The sequence below is a fragment of the Sporosarcina sp. OR05 genome, assembly GCF_041414805.1.
Classification (GTDB): domain Bacteria; phylum Bacillota; class Bacilli; order Bacillales_A; family Planococcaceae; genus Sporosarcina; species Sporosarcina saromensis.
This window is the reverse complement of sequence record NZ_JANKJL010000001.1, coordinates 271,680-297,377: the sequence shown is the minus strand read 5'-3', so window position 1 is coordinate 297,377 and position 25,698 is coordinate 271,680. Positions and strand designations below refer to the sequence as shown.

Sequence of the window (25,698 nt, the reverse complement as noted above, 5' to 3'; positions counted from 1 at the left end):
TTGCTCTGTTGCTACTTCTACAGCTGCTAAAAAGCAATCGCTTTCTTTTCGGACAAGATGTCTTCTGCAACACAATCACTCAATACAAAAGCCTGATAACGAGGGTGCGCCAAATCCTTCAATAACTCCAATCCATTCCTTCTGTTCTCGTAGCAACTCTTGCGCGGATACCTGCTCTCCTTGTAAAACGGCTACATCATATGCTCGTTTCACCCGTACATAATCAGAAACGGACTTGTTTCACCACTTCTTCCTCATGCGCCTGCAGCAACGTCTCCTTAATTTCCAACTCATTTAAAGTTCGATCCAGACAAGCCGTTTCATTGATTAGCGCTCGCTTCTCATAAGACGTCCACTGACTCGTTTCAATCGACTGTAGAAAGTAACACTTCATTTCTCACTTCCAATATTAGTTCTGTAAGTACAAATTCCCTTCCACCGTTTTTTTCATACCACTCAACAACACGTTGAACGTGCTCCTTGTCTGCCCGCACGTTCTTTTCAATTTCAACATAATCCTCATAACTATCGTATTCCCAAATCGCAAAAATTTCGGTTGTACCATCTTCGTTATCTTTCATCCACCGGCCAATGAGCCTTGCGCCATGTTTAAGTTGGTTAGGCAAATTCGTCTTGTTAAAATGATCATTAAAGGTTTCCACGAAATCGGTTTTTACAGTATAGTATTTCCGTCTATAGAACATACGAGTACCCCTTTGCTTTACATGGTTTTAACTATTTCTTTTTTGTGAATCCATCAATCTCTATTATGTTTTTACATCTTTAATAATATCTTTCCTTCATAATTACGACTTTCGACTAATCTATGAGCCTCCGCCGCCTCATGTAGACTAAATGTACAAGCGATAGGCAGCGTTATTTTATTTGAAGCAAACAGTTCCAAAACTACTTGTGCTATAGGCGCAAGTTTTTTTGGGTTATGCTTTCTAGTTGTCCCTAAACTGAAACCTTTAACATTTCTACAACTACTATGCACATCAGCTGTTGTAAATGTCCCTATACTTCCACTACTATTTCCAAATTGAACTAACGTGCCATACAGCGCTAAACATTCCATACTTTTGCGTGTAATCTCTCCAGCCACTGAGTCCAAAATTACATTGGCCCCTTTACCATTTGTTTGAGTTAGAACTACATCTACAAAATCGTCGTATGTACATACGATATCGGCTCCTAATCCTCTAACATATCTTTCCTTCGTTAGACTTCCAACCGTACAAATAATGTTTTTTACACCTGCTAATTTTGCTAATTGTACAAGCATAGTACCGACCCCACCTGCGGCACTATGTATGACAATCGTATCTGTTGGTTGTACTTGGCCAATTTCATGTATCAATAGATAAGACAAAATTGAAACCGTAGGCATTGTTGCAGCTCTTTCCAGGGACAAACTTTCTGGTATTTTAAATACTAGGTCTTCTTTTGCTACAACATATTCTGCATAAGCTCCGTTTTTCGGAAAAGCAATTACCCGATCTCCCTTTGAGAATTTCGATTCACCAAACACTTCCTCGATAACACCTGCAGCATCCAAACCAAGTACTAAAGGAAAGTTTGCGGGTTCCTTATTCCCCGTCCGTTTCTTAATATCCGCATAATTTACCCCTGCATATTTTACTTTAATAACTACTTCGTTCTCTCTAATTTTTGGTCTATCCATTTCTGTATAAGAAAGAACGCTCGCATCTCCATATTCATGTTGAATAACAGCTTTCATATCATCACGACCTAAAGGTTTTTTGTTCTACATAATTCATCATGCAAACCAATCATCGACTATTATCAAAAATGATTTGTAGGATCAAGAGAACGGTAACGATTCGTAATAAAGGTTTCACATACTTTGGATTTAGTTTTTCAGCGAAGCGGACGCCTAGTTGAGCTCCTGAAATTGAACCTGCCATTAAGACAATTGTGAGCGGCCAAACGATTGTCCCTGCAGCAATATAGGTGATTGCTGCTCCAAAGCAACTGGAAAACGTAGCGAGACGGACATATCCGACTGCTCGGATATAAGCCACATCCAAATAATTGAACAAATAAAAGAGTAGCGTACCTTGGCCGGGTCCAAAAACGCCATCGTAAATGCCAATGCTATATAGTCCCGGAACACTCACTTTATTCAATGTTAGTGTCTGTTCACCTGAAAAACTCCCCTTGCCGAAAAACGATGATACGAAGGCAAAACTTAAAAGAATAATTGCCACAACATACAAGTTCTCAGCTGAAAGTTTTGTCGCGATAAAACCACCTGTCACCCCACCAAGTAAACTAATGGGTATAACCCACACTGATTCTCGCATCGAGATCTTTTTGTGTTTCAAAAGAATATAGAAACTAGAGAACGAACTTACCGTATTGGATACTTTGTTTGCTCCAATGGCAGAGTGGATTGGAATACCTAACAAAAGCATTGCAGGCAAACTTATGAGACCGCCACCGCCAGCCAACGTTCCAACTGTCGTCGCAAGTAAACCGATGAAAAAAAGCACTACATAATCCAACAAAACCACCCCCTTAGTCACTACTAGTATACTTTCAATTCAAACATAATGAAATTCAATGTTTATTATGAAAGTATATAAGTATATCTTAAGGGGGGGGAAGCCTAGAAGATTCTCATCATTTACAACAGTTTCCCTCAGGATTACTGTATATCCTCATGAACGAGTCGCTTTTCCATTGTAATTCGATGAATCCCTTCATCATCTTGAAAAGTGGCCACAATATCGAAGCCATGTTTAATGTTTGCAATTAACATGTTACGCCATTTGTTTCTTGTTTTAGTTTCCAAAATCGTATAGCCAGCTTCCGCTATGAGTTGATGTTGCTTCTTCATTAGTTCAGAAGCAATCCCTCGTCTTCGATATTCTTCAGATACTGCACCATACCAACTATAATAACGGTCTTTAGTCAATTCATAACCTATTTTATAACCGACTACCTCTTCATTTTGACTAGCTACAAGTACTAGTGCGTTTGGAACGATCGAAAGCTTTGCACGTAAATGGTCAGCGTTCATAAAAACCTCATGATGTAAAGCCAATATGCCCTCGAAGATTTGTTGTTCCGGCATTCCCCAATAATGTCGATACTGTACCATAGTTAGTCTCCCTTCAAAAAGCGTATAGCGTTCCTGGAAATTGTATTTCAGATTAGACTTGGAATTTCCCGACTTCACTTTCCAAACGATCAGCAAGTAACGCTAAACTTTGTGCATTTGTCGATATTTCTTCATTTACAGCAAGTTGCTCTTCCGTTGCCGCACTTACCGAATGGGCTTGGTCCGACGTTTCGTTAGCAAGAAGTTGCACTTTCTGTGAACGCTCTAGTACTTCATCCGTCATTGAACGCACGTGTGTAATTTTGTGACTGACGGCTGTAAGTGTACGATCCATCTCCTCTGTTGCAGTCTCAATCGCATGAAATACTTGCTCTGTTTCACTGGAAGTAATTTGACTTTTACCGATATGATTTGATACGTCTTGTACACTAACTACCGCCTCATCCATTCTACGGGTAATTTCTTCAATCATCTGGCCAATCTCCCTCGCTGACTGCTTGGATTGTTCAGCTAGACGGCGTACTTCTTCTGCTACAACTGCAAATCCCTTACCATGCTCACCAGCCCTTGCTGCTTCAATAGCGGCATTCAATGCAAGTAAGTTTGTTTGCTCCGCAATAGTTGTCAGTACTGTCGTCACATGTCTGATCTGTTCGGAATAGGAAGACATTGCACTCATTGTGTTCGTTGAATGCGTAATGCTCCTGTTCATCTTCTCCATCTGCTCTGCAAAATCCTTCATTTGAAGATTCCCGGTCGACACAAGTTCAGAAACATGCACTGACGCGATTTGGAGCTGATGATTCGATCCGTTCATCTGAATCATTTCATCCATCATTTTCTCTATGTATGTAGTTGTTTCGTCTACAGTTCGGACTTGCGATTGGCTTCCTACCCGATTCTTTTCCGTAATTTCACTCACCGTTTCAGCTGTAGCGAGACTTTCTTCCGAACTCGCAGATAATTCTTCTGCTTGTTTTGCTAGTTGAGATGCTGAGACGCGTACTACGCTGAGGATTCCTTTTAAATCCTCTTTCATGTGATTAAATGCAGTCGCCATTTCACCAATCTCATCTTTGTTGTGAATAACAACGGTTTCTGCTGTAAAATCACCTGTCGCTAATTGCTCTAAAGATGTGGTCATCTTGCCTACAGGCCGTGCAATACTTCTACTCACCTTTTGTGCTACTAAAAAGCTAGCCACGACGGCAAAAGCTATAAAACCAACGATGACGAGCTTAATCTGTTGCAAGACAGTACGTAAAGATTGTTCGGTCTGCTCTTGTCGCGTATTTTGTTGTTCAATCAAATTCTCCAATAACACCGTTACAGCATCTTGATAATAGACACCTTCTTTTGCTAGACCCATCGCTTGTTCAATATTACCGTCTTTGACCCCTTGGATGACTAATTCACTAATTTGATCATAACTTTTCGAAGTCTCCGTCACTTCTTTTAGGATTGCCCGGTCTTCATCATTCCGGACAAGCTTATTCATCTCTTTCAACTTCATCTTTAATGCTTGCATGTTATCATTACGATCATTTACGTACGTTTCTTCTTGATAGATGATATACCCTCTCAAGTTTTTTGCATCTTCATTTTGTAACGACAAGACTTGCTCTAGCAAAACGACTTTTTTTATTTGTTCATCAATTAAATAGCGGTATTCAGCATTTAATTTTGATAGTGCCCAAATTCCTGACAGGCCAACAACTAGTAAAATCGCAAGTAAGAATAGAAATCCGAACCATATCTTCTTTCCAACCGTTAACCTCATCCCACTTCCCCCTCAATTGATGTAGTCAATTCAGATTATATACGATAGTAGGAAAGTAATATGTAAAGTTATTGTTAAGTTGAAAAATAAATTTATTGACTAATTTCAATTTTAGTAATTGTGCAATCTTTCAATTCATAAGATAATGTACTTATCTTGGACGAGCTTAATTAAGGAGGGAACATTGATGGATCAAATTTTAGAAACGATTGTAGGATGGCTTTGGGGACTTCCCCTTATCTTCACTGTATTGTTTGTCGGAATCTATTTCACGATCGGCAGTAAGTTCTTTCAATTCGGTTATTTACCTCATATTTTTAATGCTACTTTTGGAAGACTTTTTTCAAAGAAAGAGCAGACGGACGATGCGAAAGGAATTTTGACACCGTTTCAGGCAGTCAGTACTGCAATTGGAGGCAGTATCGGTGTCGGAAATATCGGTGGTGTCGCTACTGCAATTGCAGTCGGTGGACCAGGTGCTGTGTTTTGGATGTGGGTAACTGCACTTTTAAGTATGATGACCAAAACGGTTGAAGTAACTTTAGCAGTCCATTACCGAAGTACCGATGAGAAAGGCAATCCATACGGCGGTCCTACATATTACATGGAAAAAGGGTTAGGCGAAGAAAAGCGATTTAAATACTGGAAAATCCCAGCGATTCTTTTCGGGTTTGGGATTTTCACAACATTTTTTATCACTCTTCAAAATTACACCGTTTCAGAAGCGGTCAGTTCAACATTCAACATCGGCATGATTCCTTCTTCACTTATATACGTAGCACTCATCTATTTACTCATTTACGGTGGGATTAAACGGATTGGAATGATCGCGTCAAGACTCATTCCGATTATGAGCATTTTTTTCGTAGCATCTTCTCTATTCATCATACTTAAGAATTTCACTGAAATCGGTTCTGTGTTTAGTTTAATCTTTGATAGCGCTTTTAACGGAATGGCTGCTGTTGGAGGATTTACGGGTGCGGTCATTGCGCAAGTGATTCGGATGGGGGTTGCACGTGCAGTTTATAGTAATGAGGCTGGATGGGGGACATCACCGATGATTCACTCGACTGCTAAAACGAATCACCCCGTTAAGCAAGGGATGTGGGGAGCTGTAGAAGTATTCATTGACACCATTATTATCTGTTCAATGACGGCATTTACAATCATTATTACCGGTGCATGGTCATCTGGCTTAGATGGTGCCGCCTTAACATTGTCTGCTTTTGAAATTGGTATCGGTGAAGCAGGTCGAACCATTATTACACTATCAATTTTCTTATTCGGACTAACGACGACGAGCGGTTGGTATACGTATTACGAAATTATTTTACGGCACCTGTTTCATGGGGAGAAAAAGGTTAAAACGAAGAATAAAACTATTGCTTTTTACAAGTGGCTCTATCCAATTCCAGGTCTACTTATGGTCATTTACGCAGTCTATTATGATTTGCCTGGAAAAGCCGTTTGGTATTTTGCAGATATCACAACTGCCATCCCAACGTTTGTGAATTTAATTGTCCTATTAGTGTTAAGCAAAAAATTCTTCGAGCTGCTACGCGACTATAAGGCAAGGCATCTAAACATCGGTACGATTGATCCGAATTTCAATATTTTCTATGAAGATCGGCACAATAAGAAAAAATAATGATAAACGAGAGCATCCAGCGTGGGAGGCTCTCGTTTATTTATAGTACAATATCCATTTTCTTTTCGCGTTTCCATAGCATGATCGCACCTACTAGTGTTAGTAGAATCATCACACTATATGCTATTAACGCAAGCCATTTAGGATTCCATATGGAAATCATGTGAGGCACCAATGGATATAAGCCTATTAACAGGAATCCGACGACAAATGGAATTTGGATGCCAATCAATGAAACCATGTTCGGCACTAGGCTTGAAAACACCATGGAAAGCAGCCCGAAGACAAGCCCTATGATGTAAATGCCAGCGACACATAATAAGATGAATTGGAAAAATGTCGGGTCGAACCAAGATTCGTTTGCAATAAATGTGTTAACTCGAACGTCAAAATACATCGATGTGTTGTTCAATGAATACAAGCTGAAATACACAATTAACAGAGCTGTAATTAGAATGAATGTAGCATTGCTTCCTGCAAGGAATTTCGTCTTGAAGAGATTCCTTCCTTTTCTCGTCGTGTATTGAATTGCCACGACCTGTCTCGTTCGATCCTTTACTATCGTTGGGGATATGACCAATACAACGCTGAAAAGAATTGCGATAGCGACATTTGCAATGAACGATTTAAAATTCATCATAACGACTTCCGGATATACTCCGAATTTTTCTTGAGCGATCAATTCTTCAAATCGTTGCCTCTTTTTCTCTGAGAGTACATGTGGAATTGTTTCTCGTCCCTCATAAAAACGAATGAGACTTTCTCGTTCTTGTAGCTCCCAAAAGAGGTCAACTTTTTCATTAATAAATACATCTGATCTAAGTTCGTCGATTTCTTGAGGTGCATTCCACCAATCATAAGCGAGGAATTCTTCATATGTATCCAGTCCGACTTCAACGAATTCCTCTCTAGATTGCAAGTATTGAGTAGCCTCTTCAACTTGATTGGCATAGGCCTTCTTAAAATCAAAGAACTCCTCTTCATCCATTGTGGTGCCGTATTTCTCAATCATTTCTATGCCCATTTCATATGAATAGATTCCACTTCCATTCGGGAAGTTTTCAATATAGAACTCAATCAACAGAAAATAAAGCACACTATTTATGAAAATTAGCAGTACAAGCATTTTCCACGTTAAAATCTTTTTCATTTCGTTCCATAAAACACGCAATGTTTTGACCTCCCTTACTGAATATCTATTTTTGTAAAACGCTTATAGGATACAATACATAAAACAATTGTAATAATCGTCCAGCAGCTAATTGTTACCCATTCGAAATTTTGAAAAAGTATGAGCCCACTACTTCCCATGAATGAATTTGAAATAGCTAACAATAGCGTTGGTAATGTATACGAAGAGACGAATAACAGATTTGAAGATTTCGGCATGAAGCTTGGCAATAGCCATCCAAGTACAAAAAGAATGGCAACAAGAAAGAAGGTAATGTAACTATTTTTCATCACGACGGATAATGCAAATGTCAACCCTGCAAATAGCATTTGAGCGATGAAAACGAGTATAGTTACACCGATTAAAAATTCTCCAACCGATAAATCCCACCAAGTAACGTATGGGAAATTGTATTCCCAATTAAACGCACTGTTAATCGATGTTTTCCAAACGCGTGAGTAGTCAAATACGGTAAAATAAGTTCCTAGTGTTATTGCGAACAACAAGACTGAAATAACCGCCGATATTGCTAATGACGCGACCAACTTGTCCATCATCAATCGTCTTCCACGAGGCGTTGCATATGTAACGAGTTGTGTCCGATTCTCAAACTCATATGTCGTTATGAAAGCAGTCGACAAAACGATTAACAGTAGTGATTCAATAATGATATGCAAGAAGACCTTTTTAAAAAGAAAACTGTGCATGAAGTACGGCTTGCCTGCAAAAAACCATTCCTTATGCTCTTCATTTGCCACCATTTCTTCAAAACGCTCTGCAAACTTTTCGTTCTCTTTCAGAAGTGTTTCGGCCGCTTCATCACTGATGCCGTACTTTTGTACATCGCCTTCTCCAGCTTCTTTTACATGAATGTTAGCGTACCTTTCGTCAATTGAATCCGCCATGCTATAGTACATTTCCTTCAATTGTAATTGATTGAAAAACTCCCATTCTTCGTCACTGTAAAGCTCTCGCTCTTCATAATGTAATTCACCAAGAAAATCATAGATGCTATCATATTGCTGGCCGACAATTGACGTTAACGTTGAGAGATCGTTTTGAATATCTTTTTCAAATTGTACGAGTGAGTCTGTTGTTATCTCTCTGCCATATTGATCAATGATTTCATTCACCATTGTTAATTCATCTTTATGGTCAGAGGAGCTGAAGATGACAAAGATGTTGAATGCAGAAAAGATGATTAGCAATGCAATTAGAATCGGTGACGTCAGGGCTTTTTTACACTCGAGAAGAAAAATTCGCATTATACCTCTCCTTCTATCTCATCACGATACTCATATAGAAACACATCTTCCAGCTGTGGTGGTACGACTGTCCAATTTCTCTCTGCTTCCCCTTTATGAATAAAGCGGACGCGCATATTTCCGTACTCCTGCTTTTCGGATAGTAGGCTATGTTTCAGTCGGAAGTCTTCCAACTGATCATAAGCAATGGTTGTCTCGAAAACATTTCCAATTAACGACGAACAGATATTTTCAACCGAATCTTTATAAAGTAGCCGTTTATTTTTAATCATTATTATTTCATTTGCAATCGATTCGATATCTGAAACAATATGCGTTGAGATTATGACAAGTCTTTCACGTGCAAGATCCGTAAGCATGTGCCGGAAGCGTGCCCGTTCTTTAGGGTCAAGGCCAGCTGTCGGCTCGTCCAAAATTAAGATTTTGGGGTTATTCAACAATGCTTGCGCAATCCCAACTCGCTGAATCATTCCACCTGAAAACTTCTTCATCTTTTTATTTATCACATCACTCAACGCCACTTTCTCCAACAACTCCTCAATTATATGGAGTGCTTCTTTCTTTCCCATTCCTTTCAGCGCTGCCAAATAGAGAAGGTATTGCTTTGGCGAATAATTTTTGTAATAACCGAAATGCTGCGGTAAATAACCAAGTAGTTCGCGATAGCGATCATCCATATCACTAATATTTTTTCCGTTGTAAAGAATTTCTCCCTTTGTGGGCGAAATTAATGTCGCCAACATCTTTATTAATGTGGTTTTCCCCGCACCGTTTGGAGCAAGCAATCCATACAGGCCGGTACTGAATTCCAGATTGATTGATTCTAAAGCTGTAAAATCCCCATATTGCTTACTAACGTCTTTTACAACAAGCATATTAAAATACCCCTTCCATCTGTTTGAATTGAATTAGTTTCTTTACACAACGTATATAAATGAATACCATTCCGAGTAGAACAATTGCATTCACAACAGTGGGCAACTTGAGCAGAAAATCATTATATACTTGGACATTTACTGTTTGTAATAAAAGATTTCCGAACGTCCATCCAATGACAGTCATGACAACAATTACTGAAGTTCTCCGTCTCATTAACGCAAATAATAAGAGGGTTGAGAACACAAACAGAGAGGTTAATGATAGTAAAAAAGCTCTTAAAAAATGAATCCCCTCAAATTGCATCGCCACAGCCGCAATGGCAATCGTATTCAGAACAACAGATAACAAACTAAACAATAACATTCTGCATGCAATAATTTGGTAAACATTATACTTACATGCCATTTCTACTTCGTACGTATTATTTTGCGTTTTTCGTAGATAAGTTGAGACTGATAAGACCATGAAAAGTATAGGTGATAATAAAAAGATGTAACCGTATATATCTTGGATTTGTCCTTGAAACGGTGAAATGATTAACATTGCTAGCAAGGCTGCTACAACGGTAATGAGAAAGCCAAGTTCTAACCGATCCGAAAAAATATGACGCATTCCAACTTGCTGGATCATTGACTTCAAGTAAGTGAGAAACGTCACTTTCGGTGTAATTCCAGCCGTTACAATCTTGTCGATTTCCATTTGGACGAGATGCTCATCTAAACTAGGAATTTGTAATTTCTCTTTCCTCATCCCATTAAACCTCCATTTCTTTTCGTATTTTTCGTAATGCTGCATAATACCTTGTTTTAACTGTCGACACAGGAATGGATTCCATCTCTGCTATTTCTTTTAGCGTGTAGTCTCCAAACAGGTTTAGCCTCATAATTTGCTGTGAACTGGATTCCAAATTATTTACGATTGCATTCACTTGTTCGACATCTTCTTTGTATTCAAGTGATAGCACCAAATCATGTTCGTCTACAATCTCTCTGTCTTCAATCGGTTGTGAGAATTGTGTATACCGATAGGTTTTAGACCTGTAATAGTCAACAATCTTATTCGCCGCTAACCGATAAAGCCAAGTCCGAAAAGATGCACGTTTTTTATCATAAGTATGAATGGATTGTAAAGTACTGATGAAAATTTCCTGCGTCAAATCCAGCGAAAGATCCTGATTCAATGTCTGCTTAAAACAGAAAGCATAGATTTCTTTGTAGTACTTTGAAACGAGCGCATTCGCAGCCGATTCGCTGGCGTTTGTTTGTATTTGTTTAATCCAGCGTTGTTCTTTGTCCATGGTTCACCACTTGCTTTCCACATATCATTGTCTCTCTTAAGTATATTCGTAAATGGTCTTCAAAAAGTTTGTAGGTTTGAAAATAAATAAAAAGGCTTCCCTAAGGAAACCTTCATCTATTTCACAGTTCATTTTCTGTTCTGTCGATACAAATCTTTTGATTTATAGCCTTCCGCTAAAATCATCTCCATTTCAGCAAGTCTCTTTTCTTGTGTTTCTTGCCTTTTTGCACTGTACACGTACCTTGCCCAATCTTTTTGGTAACCGAAAGTCAGCGCATCATAGATTGGTAATATTTCTTCGTTTGTTTGAAGGTGTCGTCTAATATCTTCAATGCGATCGATGTAATCATCTACACATTGACTTGCTTTAGCCGATTTAGTTTTCGTTTTTTTCTGTTCACACTTCAGTCCGACAACTGTAAATACATCATTCAAGCTCACCATTCTAGAAAATTTCAAATCACTGCCATCTACATAACCATCTTCATCAACTTGTAGTTCGTTATAAAACACATCTCTGTCAATGAACGAATCGTATTGCTTGTTCCCTTTTTTAGGATAGGCGAAAAACAAATACCCTTTGTTTTCAAGCAAACTCTTTTCGATGACCAAACGAATTTCTCTCTTAAATTCTTCCAAATTGTAAATGAAAACGAACAGACAATTGTACTTATCCTTTAAGATCCCATCATCATAGGTAATGGCAGCAAACTCTTCAACCAAGTCTTCTGGGCTGTGAATTACCGCTATTTGTTCATATTTATCCAACTTCAATTTTTCAATAATTGTCTTCGTCGAGTTCATCTATTTTGCCTCCTATATAGTCATCACGAGAGACTTTAATCCACTCGTCAATAAATGTAATTCGTGCATCGGTCTTGTCATTGCGACATACAACAATTTCCGATCGATCTCATTATCGTTGAATGGCGCATGAAAAGCACCTATCATGACTGCGTCAAACTCTAATCCTTTTGATAAATGACTTGGGACAATTAGAAGACAATCCGCTGTTAAATCGGAATCTTCTCCAACCAATTGAACCGGCATTCCGTGCTCAGATAACACTTTGTAAAACGTTGACGCTTCTGCTTTCGTTTTACAAATCAGTGCTATCGACCGATGCTTCCTTTCTTTTATCTCGTTATAAAGCGCATGAATTTTATGAGGATCCAAACTTTCCATTTCATAAAAATCCGGTTCTTGTCCATGTCGCACAACAGGTTCAACTAAAGGGAGATCTTCCTCCATCTGCGCCAGCACCTTGTTCGCTAACTGCATAATTTCAATTGTTGTCCGATAACTCTTTTGCAATGTCGTATATGTCGCACGGGGGAACAACTCCTTGACAGGATCCCAAGAAGTCAAAGCACGATAACTATGAATTCCTTGCGCCAAATCGCCGACCATTGTGAACATATCCGTTTCCAATCCATCTTGTAATGCCGCTAACTGAAATTCACTATAGTCCTGCACTTCATCAATGAATACGACACGCATCTTCCACTTGTCGGACACTCCTTTCAATTTGGCATGCAAATAATAGAGCGCCGCCAAATCTTCCAGCTCCCACATTTCCTTTTGATGAGCATTCAAAAAAGCATCCCTTTCTGATTCAGACCAGTGGCATGCCAACTCTGTATGTAGTTCAGGATCTGTCAGCCAATCCCTATATAGTTGTTTGATCGAAAATTTCTTGAACCGGCGCATGTAGGAAGCGACTGTCTTCTTGCCTTCCTTTTCAATGAAAGGAAGACGTTCATCTCGCTCATCCATAATTCTTGTAATTCTAGCTCTTCGCTTTTCGTCATCTCGAATACCATAAAGTGCTTTATCCAGCGCCTCTTCATACTTATCAGATAAAAGCTTATAAAGCTGTTTACGCTTACGATTCACTTCCGTTTGCATGATAAGCTTGATGCGCACTATGCGCTTCTCAAGCGGCATATACTTGAAGTCCTCCAAAAACAATTTACGTAGACGAGATGCACGCATAATCCGATATTTTTCAATATACACATCCTCGAATAGCGATGCTGTTGCTCGTTCAATTTTTTGAACATATCGATTCATCATTTGGCGATAGTCAAGGGAACCTTTCACTTTTGTGATAAACAACTTCTCTTCATCAATCGTACCGTCCGCTGTCAAACTCTCCAACTTCTTATTCGAGTCCCCAAGCTTCAATTTCAGCCCAGTAGCATTTAATACGTATTCTGTATAAGTTGTTTGGCAAATACGGCCTACCCCTAGTTCAGGCAGCACATCCCCGATATACTCCATGAACAACTTGCTCGGTGCAAGGATCATTAGTTTATCTGAAGGGAAGTCCGTTCCCATCGTATACAAGAAATAAGAAATCCGATGAAGCGCAATCGTTGTCTTCCCACTTCCTGCTGCCCCTTGCACGATAATCGGCTGCTTTAAGTTTGCTCGTATTATTTCATTCTGCTCCGCTTGAATGGTCGATACTATTTCCGTCAAGCGCGTATCAGCTTTCCCAGAAAGGGCTTCTTGTAGCAATTCATCATTCGTTGTCAAGTCAATATCGAGTATATCCAGCAGTTCGCCTTCCTCGATTTTGTACTGTCTTTTCGAGTATAGATGTCCAGTAATCTCTTCGTCTCTCACTGGATAAGAGATGTCGCCTAATCGCCCGTCATAATAGACATTTGCAACAGGTGATCGCCAATCGACAATGATCGGTTCTTGTGTTTCCTGATGAAAGACGGAGGTTTTCCCAATGTACAGGAATTCATCCTTCTCTCCGTGTGTCTGAAAATGGATGCGTGCAAAATAGGGTTTTTGACGAATCGCTTCTAACCCTTCTTTTTGGGAACGGGCCATTTCAAAAAAGCGGGTGTTCGTCAAAATATTAATATAACTTAAACTTGAATCTAAGTAATCCAAATCCGCCATTGCATGGCGAATTTCATCTTGCGAGGATTTTACATCACGTTGAGATTCTTCCAGTAGCTTCTTCATGTACTGTTTGGTGTAATCAAGGCGCTGCAATTCAAACTCAAAATCAGGATGTTTCTGCATTGGACAGTCCTCCATTTTGTGTATTGGCGTCTTACGATTGTTGATGGGAGATGTTGGGGATTTAAGTCAGAGATTGATTGTATCATTCTACAGACATGAGAGCAATGTTTATTTTCAGATAACAGAAAAAGCTGACTGGACATGCAGTCAGCTTCTGTCTTTATACCGTAAATCGCCCTAAATCCGTTTGAAGTTTTTCGGCCACTTCTGATAAAGTTTGGGCACTTGAACTGATTTCTTCATTGGATGCAAGTTGTTCTTCCGTAGCAGCACTTGTTGATTGTGCTTCTGCCGAAGTTTGTACTGCTAGTTCTTGAACCTTTTTAGCACTAGCTGACACACGTTCAGACATCGAACGAATCTGATCAATCGCAACGGCTACCGTTTGCACTTTTCCGCTTACATCATTGGAAGCAAATTCAATCTGCTCAAACACACGGCTCGTCTGCTGCGTGATACCAAGTCCCTCGTTCACTTTCTCCTTTCCATTATCTGCACTATCGACTGCCAATGAAACATTTTGAATAACCGTTTCAATCATCCGTTCAATCTCTTCCGCAGAATTTTTGGATTGCTCCGCAAGATTTCGCACTTCATTTGCAACGACCGCAAAGCCTTTTCCTTGCTCTCCTGCCCGTGCTGCTTCAATTGCCGCATTCAAAGCTAACAAATTGGTTTGTTCTGCAATACCGGTAATCATCCCAGTTACATTCCGAATATTTTTCGAGTGTTCCGCGAGTTCATTTATAATCGTGGAAGAATGCTCAATCGTCGTTGAGATTTCTGACATTTGAACGGTCACCTCATTCATGAGTTGAGACCCCTCTCCGACAAGTCTTGAAACTGTTGTCGATGAAGTGAGCATCGCTTCGTTGTCTTCTGTAATTTGCGTGACACCGTTTGCCATCTCTTCCATCGCAGTAGCCGACTCATTGACGAGATTCACTTGCATATCACTTGCCATCAAGTTCTTTTCAGCGATTTCTGCTACCATTTCGGATGCTGCAAGACTCTCTTCAGAACTTGCCGTCAATTGCTCAGCTTGTGCTGCCAACTGATGCGCGGCATCCCGCGTTTTTGAAATGATTCCGCGCAAGTCGGTCGTCATCTCATTGAAAGCTGTCGCCATCTCACCGATTTCATCTTTGTTTTTTATACGTAATGCTTCCATTGCAAAATCACCTTTTGCAATCCGTTTTAATGATCGTGTCATGACACGAACAGGTTTTGTAATGCTTCGACTGATGAAAGTAGCAATTACAATACTAAGGACAGCACTGAAAGCAAGGACACCGAACAGGAAGATACTCGTCCACTTACGGGTGTCAGCAAGCTCTTTTTTCGTTGTAGCCATTTCAGCACGTTGGATTTCAATTAATTTCTTTGCTTGTTTCGTTATAATGGCTTGATAGTCTTCTGCCTTATCAGCAAATGCAATGGCATCAGCATCTCTGCCATTGTTGAACGAACTAATTGCGGAATCTGTCAATTCGCTATAGCGAACACCAGCATCTTTTAGCTCCGCTAACAGTTCAATACTCTCTTCCCCTTTTAGAGATGTTTCTAGTTGGTTCACTTTTTCATTGAATGACTCGATTTGTGTGCGGCGATTCGTCAAATAGACAACTTCCTTATAGAGCAAGTAACCACGTAAATCATTCGACAATTCGTTTTGATTTGTCGCTACTTGTTCAAGCACAATCACTTTTTCCATTCGGTCATCAATTAAGAACTCATATTTTTCACTCACGCGCTCCATTGCCAAGTAGTTCAATATCCCTGCAATGACCATTAGGAAGACTAATGTCAAAAAACCAGTCCACAGTTTCCTACTCACTGAAAATCTCATCTGTATCCCCCTATGTAAACCTTTTCATCTATATTCTACTATACTAATTTCACAGTGATATAGAAAGGTAGATTGCCAAAATAATGACTGAAGTACTTATCGTTTTGTAAATAAAAATACTGACGACAACTCACTAAACCTTTAGGACTATTCCAACATAAAAAAACGATCCCAATTTAAAAGATTGAGACCGTTTTACTGGATTGCCTACGTTATTAAACTGTTCGCTTCTTTTTGAAGATGACTTTCCACTCTTCAGCTTCTTGTCTCATGCCGACACCAATCCAACCATCTTTTAGTAACGCCTGTTGCCTTTCAAGGTAAGACATATCGATAAGGATTGTTTCCAAATCATTCACTTCGATTGGATCATCCGTTAATTCTTTCATCATCGTATAACGAATGAGATTGCCATACTTCACTTTTAAGGAAATAATATGCATCCCTAAAGAAAATTTATCTTTTAAGCTTGCAATGTTGAATGGTGCGACCGTCGTGCAGACATATCGGAAACGACTCGTATCTACTTGCTTCATCAACATTTTTCCAAGCATTTTTTGAAGGCCGTTTCCTCGATAAGCAGGATGGACATTGGAAATTTCAGAGTATAAGACGGATGGCAGCTCATTTTCTGAGAGTCCCGCATCTCTCCCTAAATGTTCTTCATCTATTTCAGGTTCTAACATCGCTCGAAATGCAATGAGCTCCTCCTCGTGGAATGCACCGAGCATACTACCATTTCCATTAAGAATGAATCGAAACTCTTCCTCTGATAGCGGTTGAAGGAAAGACGTATCCGGAAGAGCAGCGATGACGTTCTCTTGTAAGCTTTGAATGGCCAAGAGATCATTCATCGTCAACGATTGAATTCGAATTGTCTGCCCGTTCGGAAGTGTTTGTACCGTATTCATCCTTTCACCTTCTCAGAAAACACTGTAAGTTTCGCTAAGACACTTTCATCTACATCTACGCCTAATCCAGGCTTTTCTGTTAAACGGATAAACGGAACATTGTAGTGCAAGTTCCCAACATCCTCACTAAACTTTAATGGACCCGTCAATTCAACACTTGTCATGATTTTCTTTGAAAAAGCAACTTGGAAGCCTGCCGCTGACCCGATGGATGACTCAACCATCGAACCAACTTGACACTCAATTCCTGCCATTTCAGCCATATGCGCAAGTTTCATGGCTGGATAAATACCGCCACATTTCATTAACTTGATGTTTACCTTATCAGCTGCACGTTTTGCAATGATTTCACGCATTTCGCGAACACCCCGCAAACCTTCGTCAATCATGACAGGTACGGGAGTTTTAGATTTAATTTCCACCATCGCATCAATGTCATCCGCTTTAACAGGTTGCTCTAACCAGTCAAGGTCGCATTGTTCAAGTTTCCGCAACGCTTGTAACGTCGCTGCACTATTTACCCACCCCTGATTTACATCGACACGGATTGCAATGGCATCTCCAACACGTTCACGGACTGCTTGGATTCGTTTAACATCTTCCATAACATTCGTACCGACCTTCATTTTCAATGAACGGTACCCTTCTGCTACTCGATGCTCTGCCTCGTCTGCCATATGTGCTGGGGAAGCAATGCTTAACACATGTGTAATTGGAAATTCGTCATGGTATCTTCCACCTAACAACGTATACACCGGAACGTCCAACGCTTTACCGACTACATCATAACAAGCGATATCGATTGCAGCTTTGGCAGCCGGGACACTATAAATCTCCTTGTCCATCCGTTCATGAATCTTTTCCATTTCTGCTGGATCCATGCCAATGAGCGCAGGAGCTAGTGTATTTTTTAATACTGCAAATGTACTCTCCCAGCTTTCTCCCGTAACATGTTCATCTGCCACCGCTTCTCCATATCCAACATGCCCACTATCGGTCGTCATTTTAACAATAATTGAAGGCATATAATCATAAGTTGCATAACTGATTACAAATGGTTCAACCAACGGAAGGTGTATCGCAAAAATTTCAATTTCAGTAATTTTCATCATTTTTCTTCCTTTCTGTTTTAACATCCTTTATAGTAATTGTAACACTGTCGTTAAATAGTCGCTATAAAATTGGAGGGATTTTTGTTGAGAATAAAAATTGCGATCATCGGTTCAGAACATTTTTGTTCGCATGTTTTACAGCTCGTCAAAGAAAACGACGATATGGCTATCGAATGTCATATCTATGATGAGCCCCAAGAAGCAGCTGCTATCATTCAAACGATTAAACCTTGTGATGCGATTGTGTTCTCCGGATCACTGCCTTATTTGTACGCACAAAAAGCGGTTCAACAATTCGCGGTTCCAGCAATCTTTTTACAACAGGATGAAACCGCTATCTCCACTACGTTACTCTATGTGTTAGCGAACGAGCAACTACCTTGTGATCGTATTTCCATTGACGTCACAAATCGAATTTATGTGGATCATGTGATTGAAGATGTTAACGGAACCATTGCTCTTCCTTTTATCCATGAATTACAAGAAGATGACACGATTGCAACACTCGTTTCATTTCACAGTAAGCTAATGGATGAAGGAAAAACAGCTATCGCTATTACAAGTGTCCATGCTGTGTACGAGCAGTTAAAAGCTGTCGGGAAAAAAGCTTGCATGATGATCGACCCTGGAAGCTCTATCGTAAGAAGCCTTTACGAAGCCCGTCAACAAGCTATGCTTCAGCAGAGCACTTCTGCTCAAATCGCTGTCGGCATTGTGACAGCTCAAGATCCGTCTATGCAAGACTTTATCGCTACACTCGCTCAACAATTACATGCACATTGGCATGAATCAGCAGGGGAATACACACTCTTCACGACAATGGGAAATTTGGAGTACTCTATTAGAAATCCGCAATTTACAGCACTAGTAAATCAACTACCCTCCACTGTAAAAATAGCATTCGGTTGTGGTGAGTCAACAATGATTGCCGCAGACCATGCAAGGCTTGCTTTAAATTTTAACCGGTCGACAGAACTAAGTGGTTTTTACATTCTTGATGCTCACAAAAAACTGCACGGGCCATTTCCACAAACGGAAGATGTGCTGGACATGAAAGTCGATCATCCTACATTATTGTCCATGGCTGATAAAACAAAACTCGGGCCAGCAAACATCTCGAAATTACTTGCATTTAATAAATCACGTTCAACAAACCAATTTACTGCTAACGATTTAGCCATCTATTTGAATGTATCCAGAAGAACCGCAGAACGCACAATTAAGAAATTGATTGAGTATGATTATATAACAATCGTGGGCGAGGAAATGACGTACAAACAAGGAAGACCCCGTGCGATCTATGAATTTAATTTTCCAACTCACATGTAACAAAAGGCCGTCCTAGCCTAATGGCAAATGGACAGCCTCTTTTTTTACATTTCAACTTGGACTTTATCATCCAATTGTTCTTTTTTTGCCGCTTCCAGTTCTTCCTTCGTCATTTTGACAATAGAGAAACCAGTAGCCGCATAAATAATTGAAATCAACGGAATAACTAAATTGAGTATTGCATAAGGACCATATTGAGCAACCCCAACACCTAATGTACCTAATATGAATACCCCACATGTATTCCAAGGGATAAATACTGACGTAATCGTCCCACCGTCTTCCAAAGCACGGGATAAGTTTTTCGAGTGTAGCCCCATTTTTTTATACAGCTTTGAAAACATTCTTGACGGAACAACGACTGAAATATACTGTTCTGAACAAGTTGCATTTGTAAAAATACAAGTTGCAATGGTTGATGTGATTAAGGAAAAAGATGATTTAACACCTTTCATGAGCTGATTAATAATTGACTGAAGCATACCTGAATACTCAAGTATTCCTCCGAACGTCATTGCGACAAGCGTCATTGAAACCGTATACATCATGGAATCCAAGCCACCGCCATTGAACAGCTTATCGACCATCATATTGCCTGTTTCAATTGCAAAACCACTTTGTAATGCTTCAAGCGCACCTGCTAATGAACCGCCTTGAACAAAAATTTGTGATAAGAATCCAAGGATAATACCTACAATAAGTGCAGGGATTGCTGGTACTTTTAATGCAACGAGCACAATAACTGCTAACGGAATGAGCAGTAACCATGGCGTAATGAGGAAACTCTCTTGTAACACTGAAGACGTTTGTGCGATCTGTTCCAAGTTTAAATTGCTGTCTGCAAACCGTCTTCCTAAAAAACCATAAACCCCAAGTGCAATTAGTAAACCAGGAACGGTTGTATACAACATGTGCTTAATGTGATCAAAAAGATCTGTCCCCGTCAAACCTGATGCTAAGTTCGTCGTATCTGAAAGCGGTGACATTTTATCACCAAAATAAGAACCTGAAATAATTGCTCCTGCGACCATCCCGGCAGGAATTCCCATACTTAACCCGATTCCCATACCTGCAACACCAATCGTTCCCATTGTAGACCATGAGCTACCAATTGCTAAGGAAACAATTGCACAAATGATTGTAATTGCGACTAAGAACCAACCCGGTGTAATGATTTGCAAACCATAGTAAATCATTGTCGCAACGATACCGCCGCCCATCCATGAACCAATTGTCAATCCAACTAGCATAATGATGACGACAGCAGGTAATGCAAGCTTAATTCCCTTGTACATCATTTCTTCGATTTCTTTCCACGTAAATCCATATCGCCAAGCGACTAAAGCTGCGGTCGTTGTACCGACGATTAAAGGCATATGTGGACCTTGCTCCAGTTTCACGACGGTCAGAAGCATAACACCCATCATAATGAGTAGTGGCAAAATTGCCATGAAGAATCCAATCTTCTTTTTCTCTGGTTGTTTCATCGGTACCCCTCCAATAAATAATTATTTTTTTGTAAAATTAAAATTTGTCGCTAATTGGTCGTTAATAGAATAATATACAGTTTTTCAAAAGGAGTCAATAGTTTTTTTGAAAGCGATTTCAGTGATATACTACAATAATGTATAGAATACATTGAGATTCGAGGTACATAGTACGATATAACTAGTTAAACTAGTGCTAAAAAGGAGCTTATTGTCGTGAAAAAAGAACATAAAAAGGAAACGTTTCGCAGTCTTATCCAACGCTACTTTTTCATACTTATTGGGGTTACATTAGCAGCAGTCGCGTTGGAGCTCTTCCTAATACCCAACTCGGTCATCGATGGTGGAATCATCGGAATTTCACTTATCTTGAATTTCATGACGGGCATTCCGTTTGGTATTCTCATTCTCATCATCAATTTACCGTTTCTCTTCTTCGGGTATAAACACATCGGCAAGAACTTCTTCATTTCTTCTTCTGTCGCGATTGTATTATTAGCCGTTATCGAATTCCCATTAAAATCGGTAGGTCCATTTGTCACCGATCCCTTGCTCGCGACCGTCTTTGGCGGAATTTTGCTAGGTGCAGGTGTCGGACTCGTCATTCGAAATGGCGGGGCATTAGATGGTACAGAGATTCTTGGTATTTTATTGACAAGAAAAATCCCTTTTTCCGTGGGCGAATTCGTCATGTTCTTTAATATTTTCATATTTGGATGGGCTGGTTTTGTCTTAACGTGGGAAAAAGCAATGTACTCCATTTTGACATATTACATTGCTTCAAAAGCAATTGATATCATTATACAAGGGTTGGAAGATACGAAAGCGGTCATAGTCGTATCTGACGAATACGAAGAATTGAGCGCAGCCATTACGGAAAGACTTGGCCGCAGTGTCACATTGCTTCACGGTAAAGGTGGTTATAACGACAATGAAAAAGAAATTATTTACGTCGTCATTACCCGCTTGGAAATCTCCAAGTTGAAGCAGATCGTACGTGATATGGATCCGTCAGCCTTTGTGACAATAACGAACATACAAGAGACACACGGCGCCGCTTTTAAGTCTGCGATCCATTGATGGAATTCAGGTTCATAGACCGTTCCTCTGCGCTCCAAAAGGCACGCTTTCCGCGGGGCGCGCTTGAGCCAATCGAACAACGAAGAGTTCGATTGGCCGTATTTCTGCGTACTTTGCGGAAATTAAGGCATCCTTGCTCCCAACGCTGCGCTTTTCCTGTGGGTCTCAACATTCGCGCAAAAATCCCGCAGGACATTGAATAGGCTTCCTCGAATAAGCATCGCACGAAGGAAATGCGTCAGCATTTTCGAGGAGTCGGCCTTTTTCCGCTCCGATCCACTCATGAATATGAAAAAGAAACATTGTAAAAACAGAAAAAAATGCATGCCGGCGAATTTGCCTCATGCATTTTTTTATGATTTATCCCAGGCTCTTTTTTATTCTTAATGGCTTACTTGCCATTCTATGCCAAATTGATCTTTTACCGAGCCGTAGCACTTGCTCCAAAAAGTCTCTTGAATATCCATCATTGTTATGTGGCCACCTTGTTTAAGCTTATGAAAGATGGTTCGTAATTCTTGTTCATCTTTGCTCACGTACACTAAGCTTACGTTGTTTCCAACGACATAGGGTGAACCTGGAAATGTATCTGAAAACATGATCACATCATCGTTTATTGTCAAACGTGTGTGCATGATTCGATCATGCGCTTCTTCAGGTAATGGGTACTCCGGATTCGGTGGGGCTTGACCAAATGTCATGAATTCAGGTTTTTCCACATTAAATACGTCCGCATAAAACTTCACTGCTTGTCGACAATTTCCATTGAATGTTACATATGCATTGATAGCGATGACAATCATACTCCTTTTTCAGATAAGTAGTTTTATTTATCATAGCATAGGTTTTATTTAAGCGGAAACAAGAGTGGAATGGCAATCATCATGACAATGAACATGATGAATTGTAGCGGGACGCCAATCTTTACAAAATCCTTAAACTTATAATTCCCCGCAGTCATGACTAGAGCATTCGTTGGAGAAGCGACTGGTGTGGAAAATGCCATACTCGCTCCTACCGCTACAGCCATTAAGAATGGATAGGGACTGACGCCTATACTTAACGCTGCACTCATTCCGATGGGAGCAAACAGAACCGCTGTTGCTGTATTGCTTATGAATTGCCCAAACAGCATCGTCAAAAAGAATATTCCTGCAAGGACGCCCATTGGCCCTACCCCGCCTAAGAGTTGAATAATCCCTTCAGAAAGCAACACCATGCCTCCTGTATTCTCAAGTGCAGTCGCCATCGGTAACATTGCACCAATTAGCAAAATACTCTCCCAGTTAATTTGTCCATAGGCATCATCCATATTGCGTACACAGCCGGTTAAGATCATTAAGGCTGCGCCTATTAAGACCGAAATGACTGCTGGAAACACTTCAAGCACCATTAGCAGAACGATAAGTGCCATGATTCCTCCTGCAATTGCAGCCTTTCCGCTTGCAGAAGCGACACTTGCATGCTCTTTCGGTTGGCCGATGACAACAACATTCCTCGTTTCTTTCGATAACAATTCAATTGAATCCCAAGCACCTTGCACGAGAATGGCATCTCCAAAACGCAGCTTTTGCTTGGACATATCTTTGACAACAAATTCTCCTTGACGATTAATCCCTAAAATATTCAAGTTGTACTTTTCACGAAAATTAATACTTCGCACTGTTTCATTGATTAGTTTAGAATGGGGCGTCAATAACACTTCTGCAATGCCTAACTGTTTGGATACAAGTTCTTCCGTTTCTGAAGTCGCTTCTTCACGAACTAGCCCAAACGCTTGGATGAATTTCTCGAGATTAGCTGCACTTCCTTGGATATATAGTCGGTCTCTCTCTTGGATCACACTGTTTGGACCAGCCATTTCTTGATACGTCATAGGCATTAAGTTCATACCTTCAACAGATTTACGACTAATTTTTAAAATGCATAAATGGTACGTAGCCGGAATTTTTAATTGTGCAAGACGTTTTCCTACCAATGATGAGCCTTCAGGTACTTTCACTTTGAACAACTTTCCACCTAATTCATAATCAATGGCCAATTGTTTTGTTGCTAATGATGCATAGCCATTTGTAGTAGAAGAGGCAGAACTACTTGGAAGCAGTTTATTGCTTACAACATACAAATAGACGATACCAACCACAACACCGATAATACCGATTGGCGTGATTTGGAAAAAGCCTAATTTTTCATAGCCGTTATCGACAAGTAATTGGCTCACTATTAGATTGGGTGGAGAAGCGATCAATGTCAGCAATCCTGAAAAACTTGCCATATAGGAAAGAGGAATCAAATACTTCGACGGACTACTTTTAATGCTCATTGCAATGCTAATGACAATCGGCAACATGAGAGCGACCGTACCCGTATTACTCATGAACGCACCAACTGAAGCGACAATAACGAGTAACAATACGAACAATCGGCTTTCACTTTCTCCCGAATAGCGCAATAAAAGAGTGCCTGCCATTTGCGCAAGACCGGTACGATAAATACCTGCACCGATGATAAATAAGCCCGCTATCATGATGACAACAGAATTCGAAAACCCGGATAACGCTTCTACAGGTGTTAGGATTCCGGTAATGACAAAGGTCAATAACGCAAGCATCGCAACCAAATCGGCTCGAAGCTTATTTGTCATGAATAAAACAATGGTAATGCCTAAAATGATAAACGTCAGTGTAAGTTGCAAAATCGATAATTCCTTTCAATGAGTTCGTTACTTCTATTGTAGTATAGACAGAAAAAAAGTGCTTTATCGATCAGCACTTTTTTGTGAATCATTGAAGCGTTTTTATGTTTACGATGAATAGTACATTTCATAATATTCAGCCGTCCCCATTGGCCCAACTGTCATCTCTTTCTCATTGTATGGTAACATGATCTCCATCCATTCTGTCTGTTGTTCCATACTGAGCCCATCGAGCGGAAGACATAATAAGTGATTTGCTACATAGACATGTTTTTTTGGTAACGTAAGATCTTTCTTTAGAGCAGTATATTGCTCCGGAGACATTTCAATTTTAAGGAAGCACTCATTTTGGCTTGTGAAACGTTGCTCGTGAATGAATGTCCCATCTTTTAAAAACAATACACGATCTGCATACAAATCTAGGTTTTCTAATAAATGCGAAGCAACGAAAATCAATTTATCACTCTTCATATCTAGTAAGCATTCAGAAAGAAGGGCAACATTGTCCACGTCAAGACCATTCATTACCTCATCCATTAGCATCATCGGTGTATCAGCTGCCATCATCATAGCGAAACACAGTCGTTGGCGCATTCCAAGCGAATAGGTTCCCACTTTCCGTTTTACATAATGCCCCATCTGAAGTCTCTCAACAATCATAGGAACATTTTTACTATTCCCTTGCCACAGTTTTGCATAAAGTTTTAGATGATCAATCCCTGACAACTCTTCAAAGAGATCTTTTTGCTCAGGAAATGTGACCAACTGTTTATGGATATGTAATTCTTCACGTTCATTCCGATACGTATGCTTTCCTCCAAAGACGACTTGACCTTTATCTGGTTTGACGAAGTTGGCTATGACATTAAATAGTGTAGTCTTACCCGTACCGTTCGGGGCAACTACTCCGATAATTTCCCCTTTATGAGCGGTTAAATCCAGTTCATCTAAAATTACTTTATGTTGATATGCAATAGATACATTTGATAATTTTAACAAATCTTCTACCTACCTTTCTCTAACTAGTTCATTTACGTCTTCGCATTTGAGTAAAAAAGTT

23 protein-coding genes are annotated in these 25,698 nt (G+C 39.9%); 3 read left to right on the top strand and 20 right to left on the bottom strand.

Annotated features, from left to right (window positions below):
- Positions 1-223: 223 nt before the first annotated feature.
- The 6 genes from NRI27_RS01350 to NRI27_RS01325 form a co-directional block, all read right to left on the bottom strand.
- Positions 224-394, bottom strand: coding sequence for a hypothetical protein (locus tag NRI27_RS01350; RefSeq protein ID WP_371389245.1), 171 nt, complete (start codon positions 392-394; stop codon positions 224-226).
- The gene (locus tag NRI27_RS01345) at positions 366-704 is read right to left on the bottom strand and encodes an NIPSNAP family protein (protein ID WP_371389244.1); all 339 of its coding nucleotides are present in this window, start codon (positions 702-704) and stop codon (positions 366-368) included. Before NRI27_RS01345 ends, NRI27_RS01350 begins: the two co-directional genes overlap by 29 nt.
- A 71-nt stretch (positions 705-775) precedes the next feature.
- On the bottom strand, positions 776-1,741 hold the full coding sequence (locus NRI27_RS01340; RefSeq protein WP_371389243.1) for a quinone oxidoreductase family protein: 966 nt from the start codon (positions 1,739-1,741) through the stop codon (positions 776-778).
- Between the two features lie 52 nt (positions 1,742-1,793).
- Positions 1,794-2,528 carry a sulfite exporter TauE/SafE family protein gene (locus tag NRI27_RS01335; RefSeq protein ID WP_371389242.1) on the bottom strand — a complete coding sequence of 245 codons (735 nt, stop codon included), beginning with the start codon at positions 2,526-2,528 and terminating at the stop codon, positions 1,794-1,796.
- Between the two features lie 143 nt (positions 2,529-2,671).
- A complete protein-coding gene (locus NRI27_RS01330; protein WP_371389241.1) occupies positions 2,672-3,127 on the bottom strand; it encodes a GNAT family N-acetyltransferase in 456 nt (151 codons plus the stop codon).
- Between the two features lie 52 nt (positions 3,128-3,179).
- Positions 3,180-4,868, bottom strand: a complete 1,689-nt coding sequence (locus NRI27_RS01325) for a methyl-accepting chemotaxis protein (protein ID WP_371389240.1) — start codon at positions 4,866-4,868, stop codon at positions 3,180-3,182.
- A 187-nt stretch (positions 4,869-5,055) separates the two neighbouring features.
- On the opposite strand from NRI27_RS01325, the gene NRI27_RS01320 reads away from it, so the two are divergent.
- Positions 5,056-6,516 carry an alanine/glycine:cation symporter family protein gene (locus NRI27_RS01320; protein ID WP_317942593.1) on the top strand — a complete coding sequence of 487 codons (1,461 nt, stop codon included), beginning with the start codon at positions 5,056-5,058 and terminating at the stop codon, positions 6,514-6,516.
- A gap of 40 nt (positions 6,517-6,556) precedes the next feature.
- Here the strand turns inward: NRI27_RS01320 and NRI27_RS01315 are convergent, their stop codons facing one another.
- From NRI27_RS01315 to NRI27_RS01270, 10 genes are all read right to left on the bottom strand, one after another.
- Positions 6,557-7,687, bottom strand: a complete 1,131-nt coding sequence (locus NRI27_RS01315; RefSeq protein ID WP_371389239.1) for a hypothetical protein — start codon at positions 7,685-7,687, stop codon at positions 6,557-6,559.
- 14 nt (positions 7,688-7,701) lie between these two features.
- Complete coding sequence (locus tag NRI27_RS01310; protein ID WP_371389238.1) at positions 7,702-8,952, bottom strand: ABC-2 transporter permease; 1,251 nt, start codon at positions 8,950-8,952, stop codon at positions 7,702-7,704.
- A complete protein-coding gene (locus tag NRI27_RS01305; protein ID WP_371389237.1) occupies positions 8,952-9,827 on the bottom strand; it encodes an ABC transporter ATP-binding protein in 876 nt (291 codons plus the stop codon). Before NRI27_RS01305 ends, NRI27_RS01310 begins: the two co-directional genes overlap by 1 nt.
- 1 nt (position 9,828) lies before the next feature.
- Positions 9,829-10,581, bottom strand: a complete 753-nt coding sequence (locus NRI27_RS01300; RefSeq protein ID WP_371389236.1) for a hypothetical protein — start codon at positions 10,579-10,581, stop codon at positions 9,829-9,831.
- A 4-nt stretch (positions 10,582-10,585) separates the two neighbouring features.
- Positions 10,586-11,128 (bottom strand): RNA polymerase sigma factor, encoded by a 543-nt coding sequence (locus tag NRI27_RS01295; RefSeq protein WP_371389235.1) that lies wholly within the window; start codon positions 11,126-11,128, stop codon positions 10,586-10,588.
- A 128-nt stretch (positions 11,129-11,256) separates the two neighbouring features.
- Positions 11,257-11,934: a YdeI/OmpD-associated family protein gene (locus NRI27_RS01290; RefSeq protein WP_371389234.1), complete on the bottom strand. Its 678-nt coding sequence runs from the start codon at positions 11,932-11,934 to the stop codon at positions 11,257-11,259.
- A 12-nt stretch (positions 11,935-11,946) separates the two neighbouring features.
- Positions 11,947-14,175 carry an RNA polymerase recycling motor HelD gene (gene helD, locus NRI27_RS01285; protein ID WP_371389233.1) on the bottom strand — a complete coding sequence of 743 codons (2,229 nt, stop codon included), beginning with the start codon at positions 14,173-14,175 and terminating at the stop codon, positions 11,947-11,949.
- Between the two features lie 160 nt (positions 14,176-14,335).
- Positions 14,336-16,024 carry a methyl-accepting chemotaxis protein gene (locus tag NRI27_RS01280; RefSeq protein ID WP_371389232.1) on the bottom strand — a complete coding sequence of 563 codons (1,689 nt, stop codon included), beginning with the start codon at positions 16,022-16,024 and terminating at the stop codon, positions 14,336-14,338.
- Positions 16,025-16,239: 215 nt separating this feature from the next.
- A complete protein-coding gene (locus NRI27_RS01275) occupies positions 16,240-16,935 on the bottom strand; it encodes a GNAT family N-acetyltransferase (RefSeq protein ID WP_371389231.1) in 696 nt (231 codons plus the stop codon).
- Positions 16,932-18,044 (bottom strand): mandelate racemase/muconate lactonizing enzyme family protein, encoded by a 1,113-nt coding sequence (locus tag NRI27_RS01270; RefSeq protein WP_371389230.1) that lies wholly within the window; start codon positions 18,042-18,044, stop codon positions 16,932-16,934. The genes NRI27_RS01275 and NRI27_RS01270 overlap by 4 nt, the downstream gene beginning before the upstream one ends.
- 87 nt (positions 18,045-18,131) lie before the next feature.
- Here NRI27_RS01270 and NRI27_RS01265 point away from each other — a divergent pair, with 87 nt between their 5' ends.
- Positions 18,132-19,376, top strand: coding sequence for an HTH domain-containing protein (locus NRI27_RS01265; protein ID WP_371389229.1), 1,245 nt, complete (start codon positions 18,132-18,134; stop codon positions 19,374-19,376).
- Between the two features lie 44 nt (positions 19,377-19,420).
- Here the strand turns inward: NRI27_RS01265 and nhaC are convergent, their stop codons facing one another.
- Positions 19,421-20,863 carry a Na+/H+ antiporter NhaC gene (gene nhaC / locus NRI27_RS01260; RefSeq protein WP_371389228.1) on the bottom strand — a complete coding sequence of 481 codons (1,443 nt, stop codon included), beginning with the start codon at positions 20,861-20,863 and terminating at the stop codon, positions 19,421-19,423.
- 216 nt (positions 20,864-21,079) lie between these two features.
- Between nhaC and NRI27_RS01255 the strand changes: the two genes are divergently transcribed.
- Positions 21,080-21,943, top strand: a complete 864-nt coding sequence (locus NRI27_RS01255; protein WP_317942580.1) for a YitT family protein — start codon at positions 21,080-21,082, stop codon at positions 21,941-21,943.
- A 383-nt stretch (positions 21,944-22,326) separates the two neighbouring features.
- Here NRI27_RS01255 and NRI27_RS01250 read toward each other — a convergent pair whose 3' ends face one another.
- The 3 genes from NRI27_RS01250 to NRI27_RS01240 form a co-directional block, all read right to left on the bottom strand.
- Positions 22,327-22,746, bottom strand: a complete 420-nt coding sequence (locus NRI27_RS01250) for a VOC family protein (RefSeq protein WP_371389227.1) — start codon at positions 22,744-22,746, stop codon at positions 22,327-22,329.
- 44 nt (positions 22,747-22,790) lie between these two features.
- The gene (locus NRI27_RS01245) at positions 22,791-24,587 is read right to left on the bottom strand and encodes an SLC13 family permease (RefSeq protein ID WP_371389660.1); all 1,797 of its coding nucleotides are present in this window, start codon (positions 24,585-24,587) and stop codon (positions 22,791-22,793) included.
- Between the two features lie 159 nt (positions 24,588-24,746).
- On the bottom strand, positions 24,747-25,637 hold the full coding sequence (locus NRI27_RS01240) for an ATP-binding cassette domain-containing protein (protein ID WP_371389226.1): 891 nt from the start codon (positions 25,635-25,637) through the stop codon (positions 24,747-24,749).
- Positions 25,638-25,698: the final 61 nt, after the last annotated feature.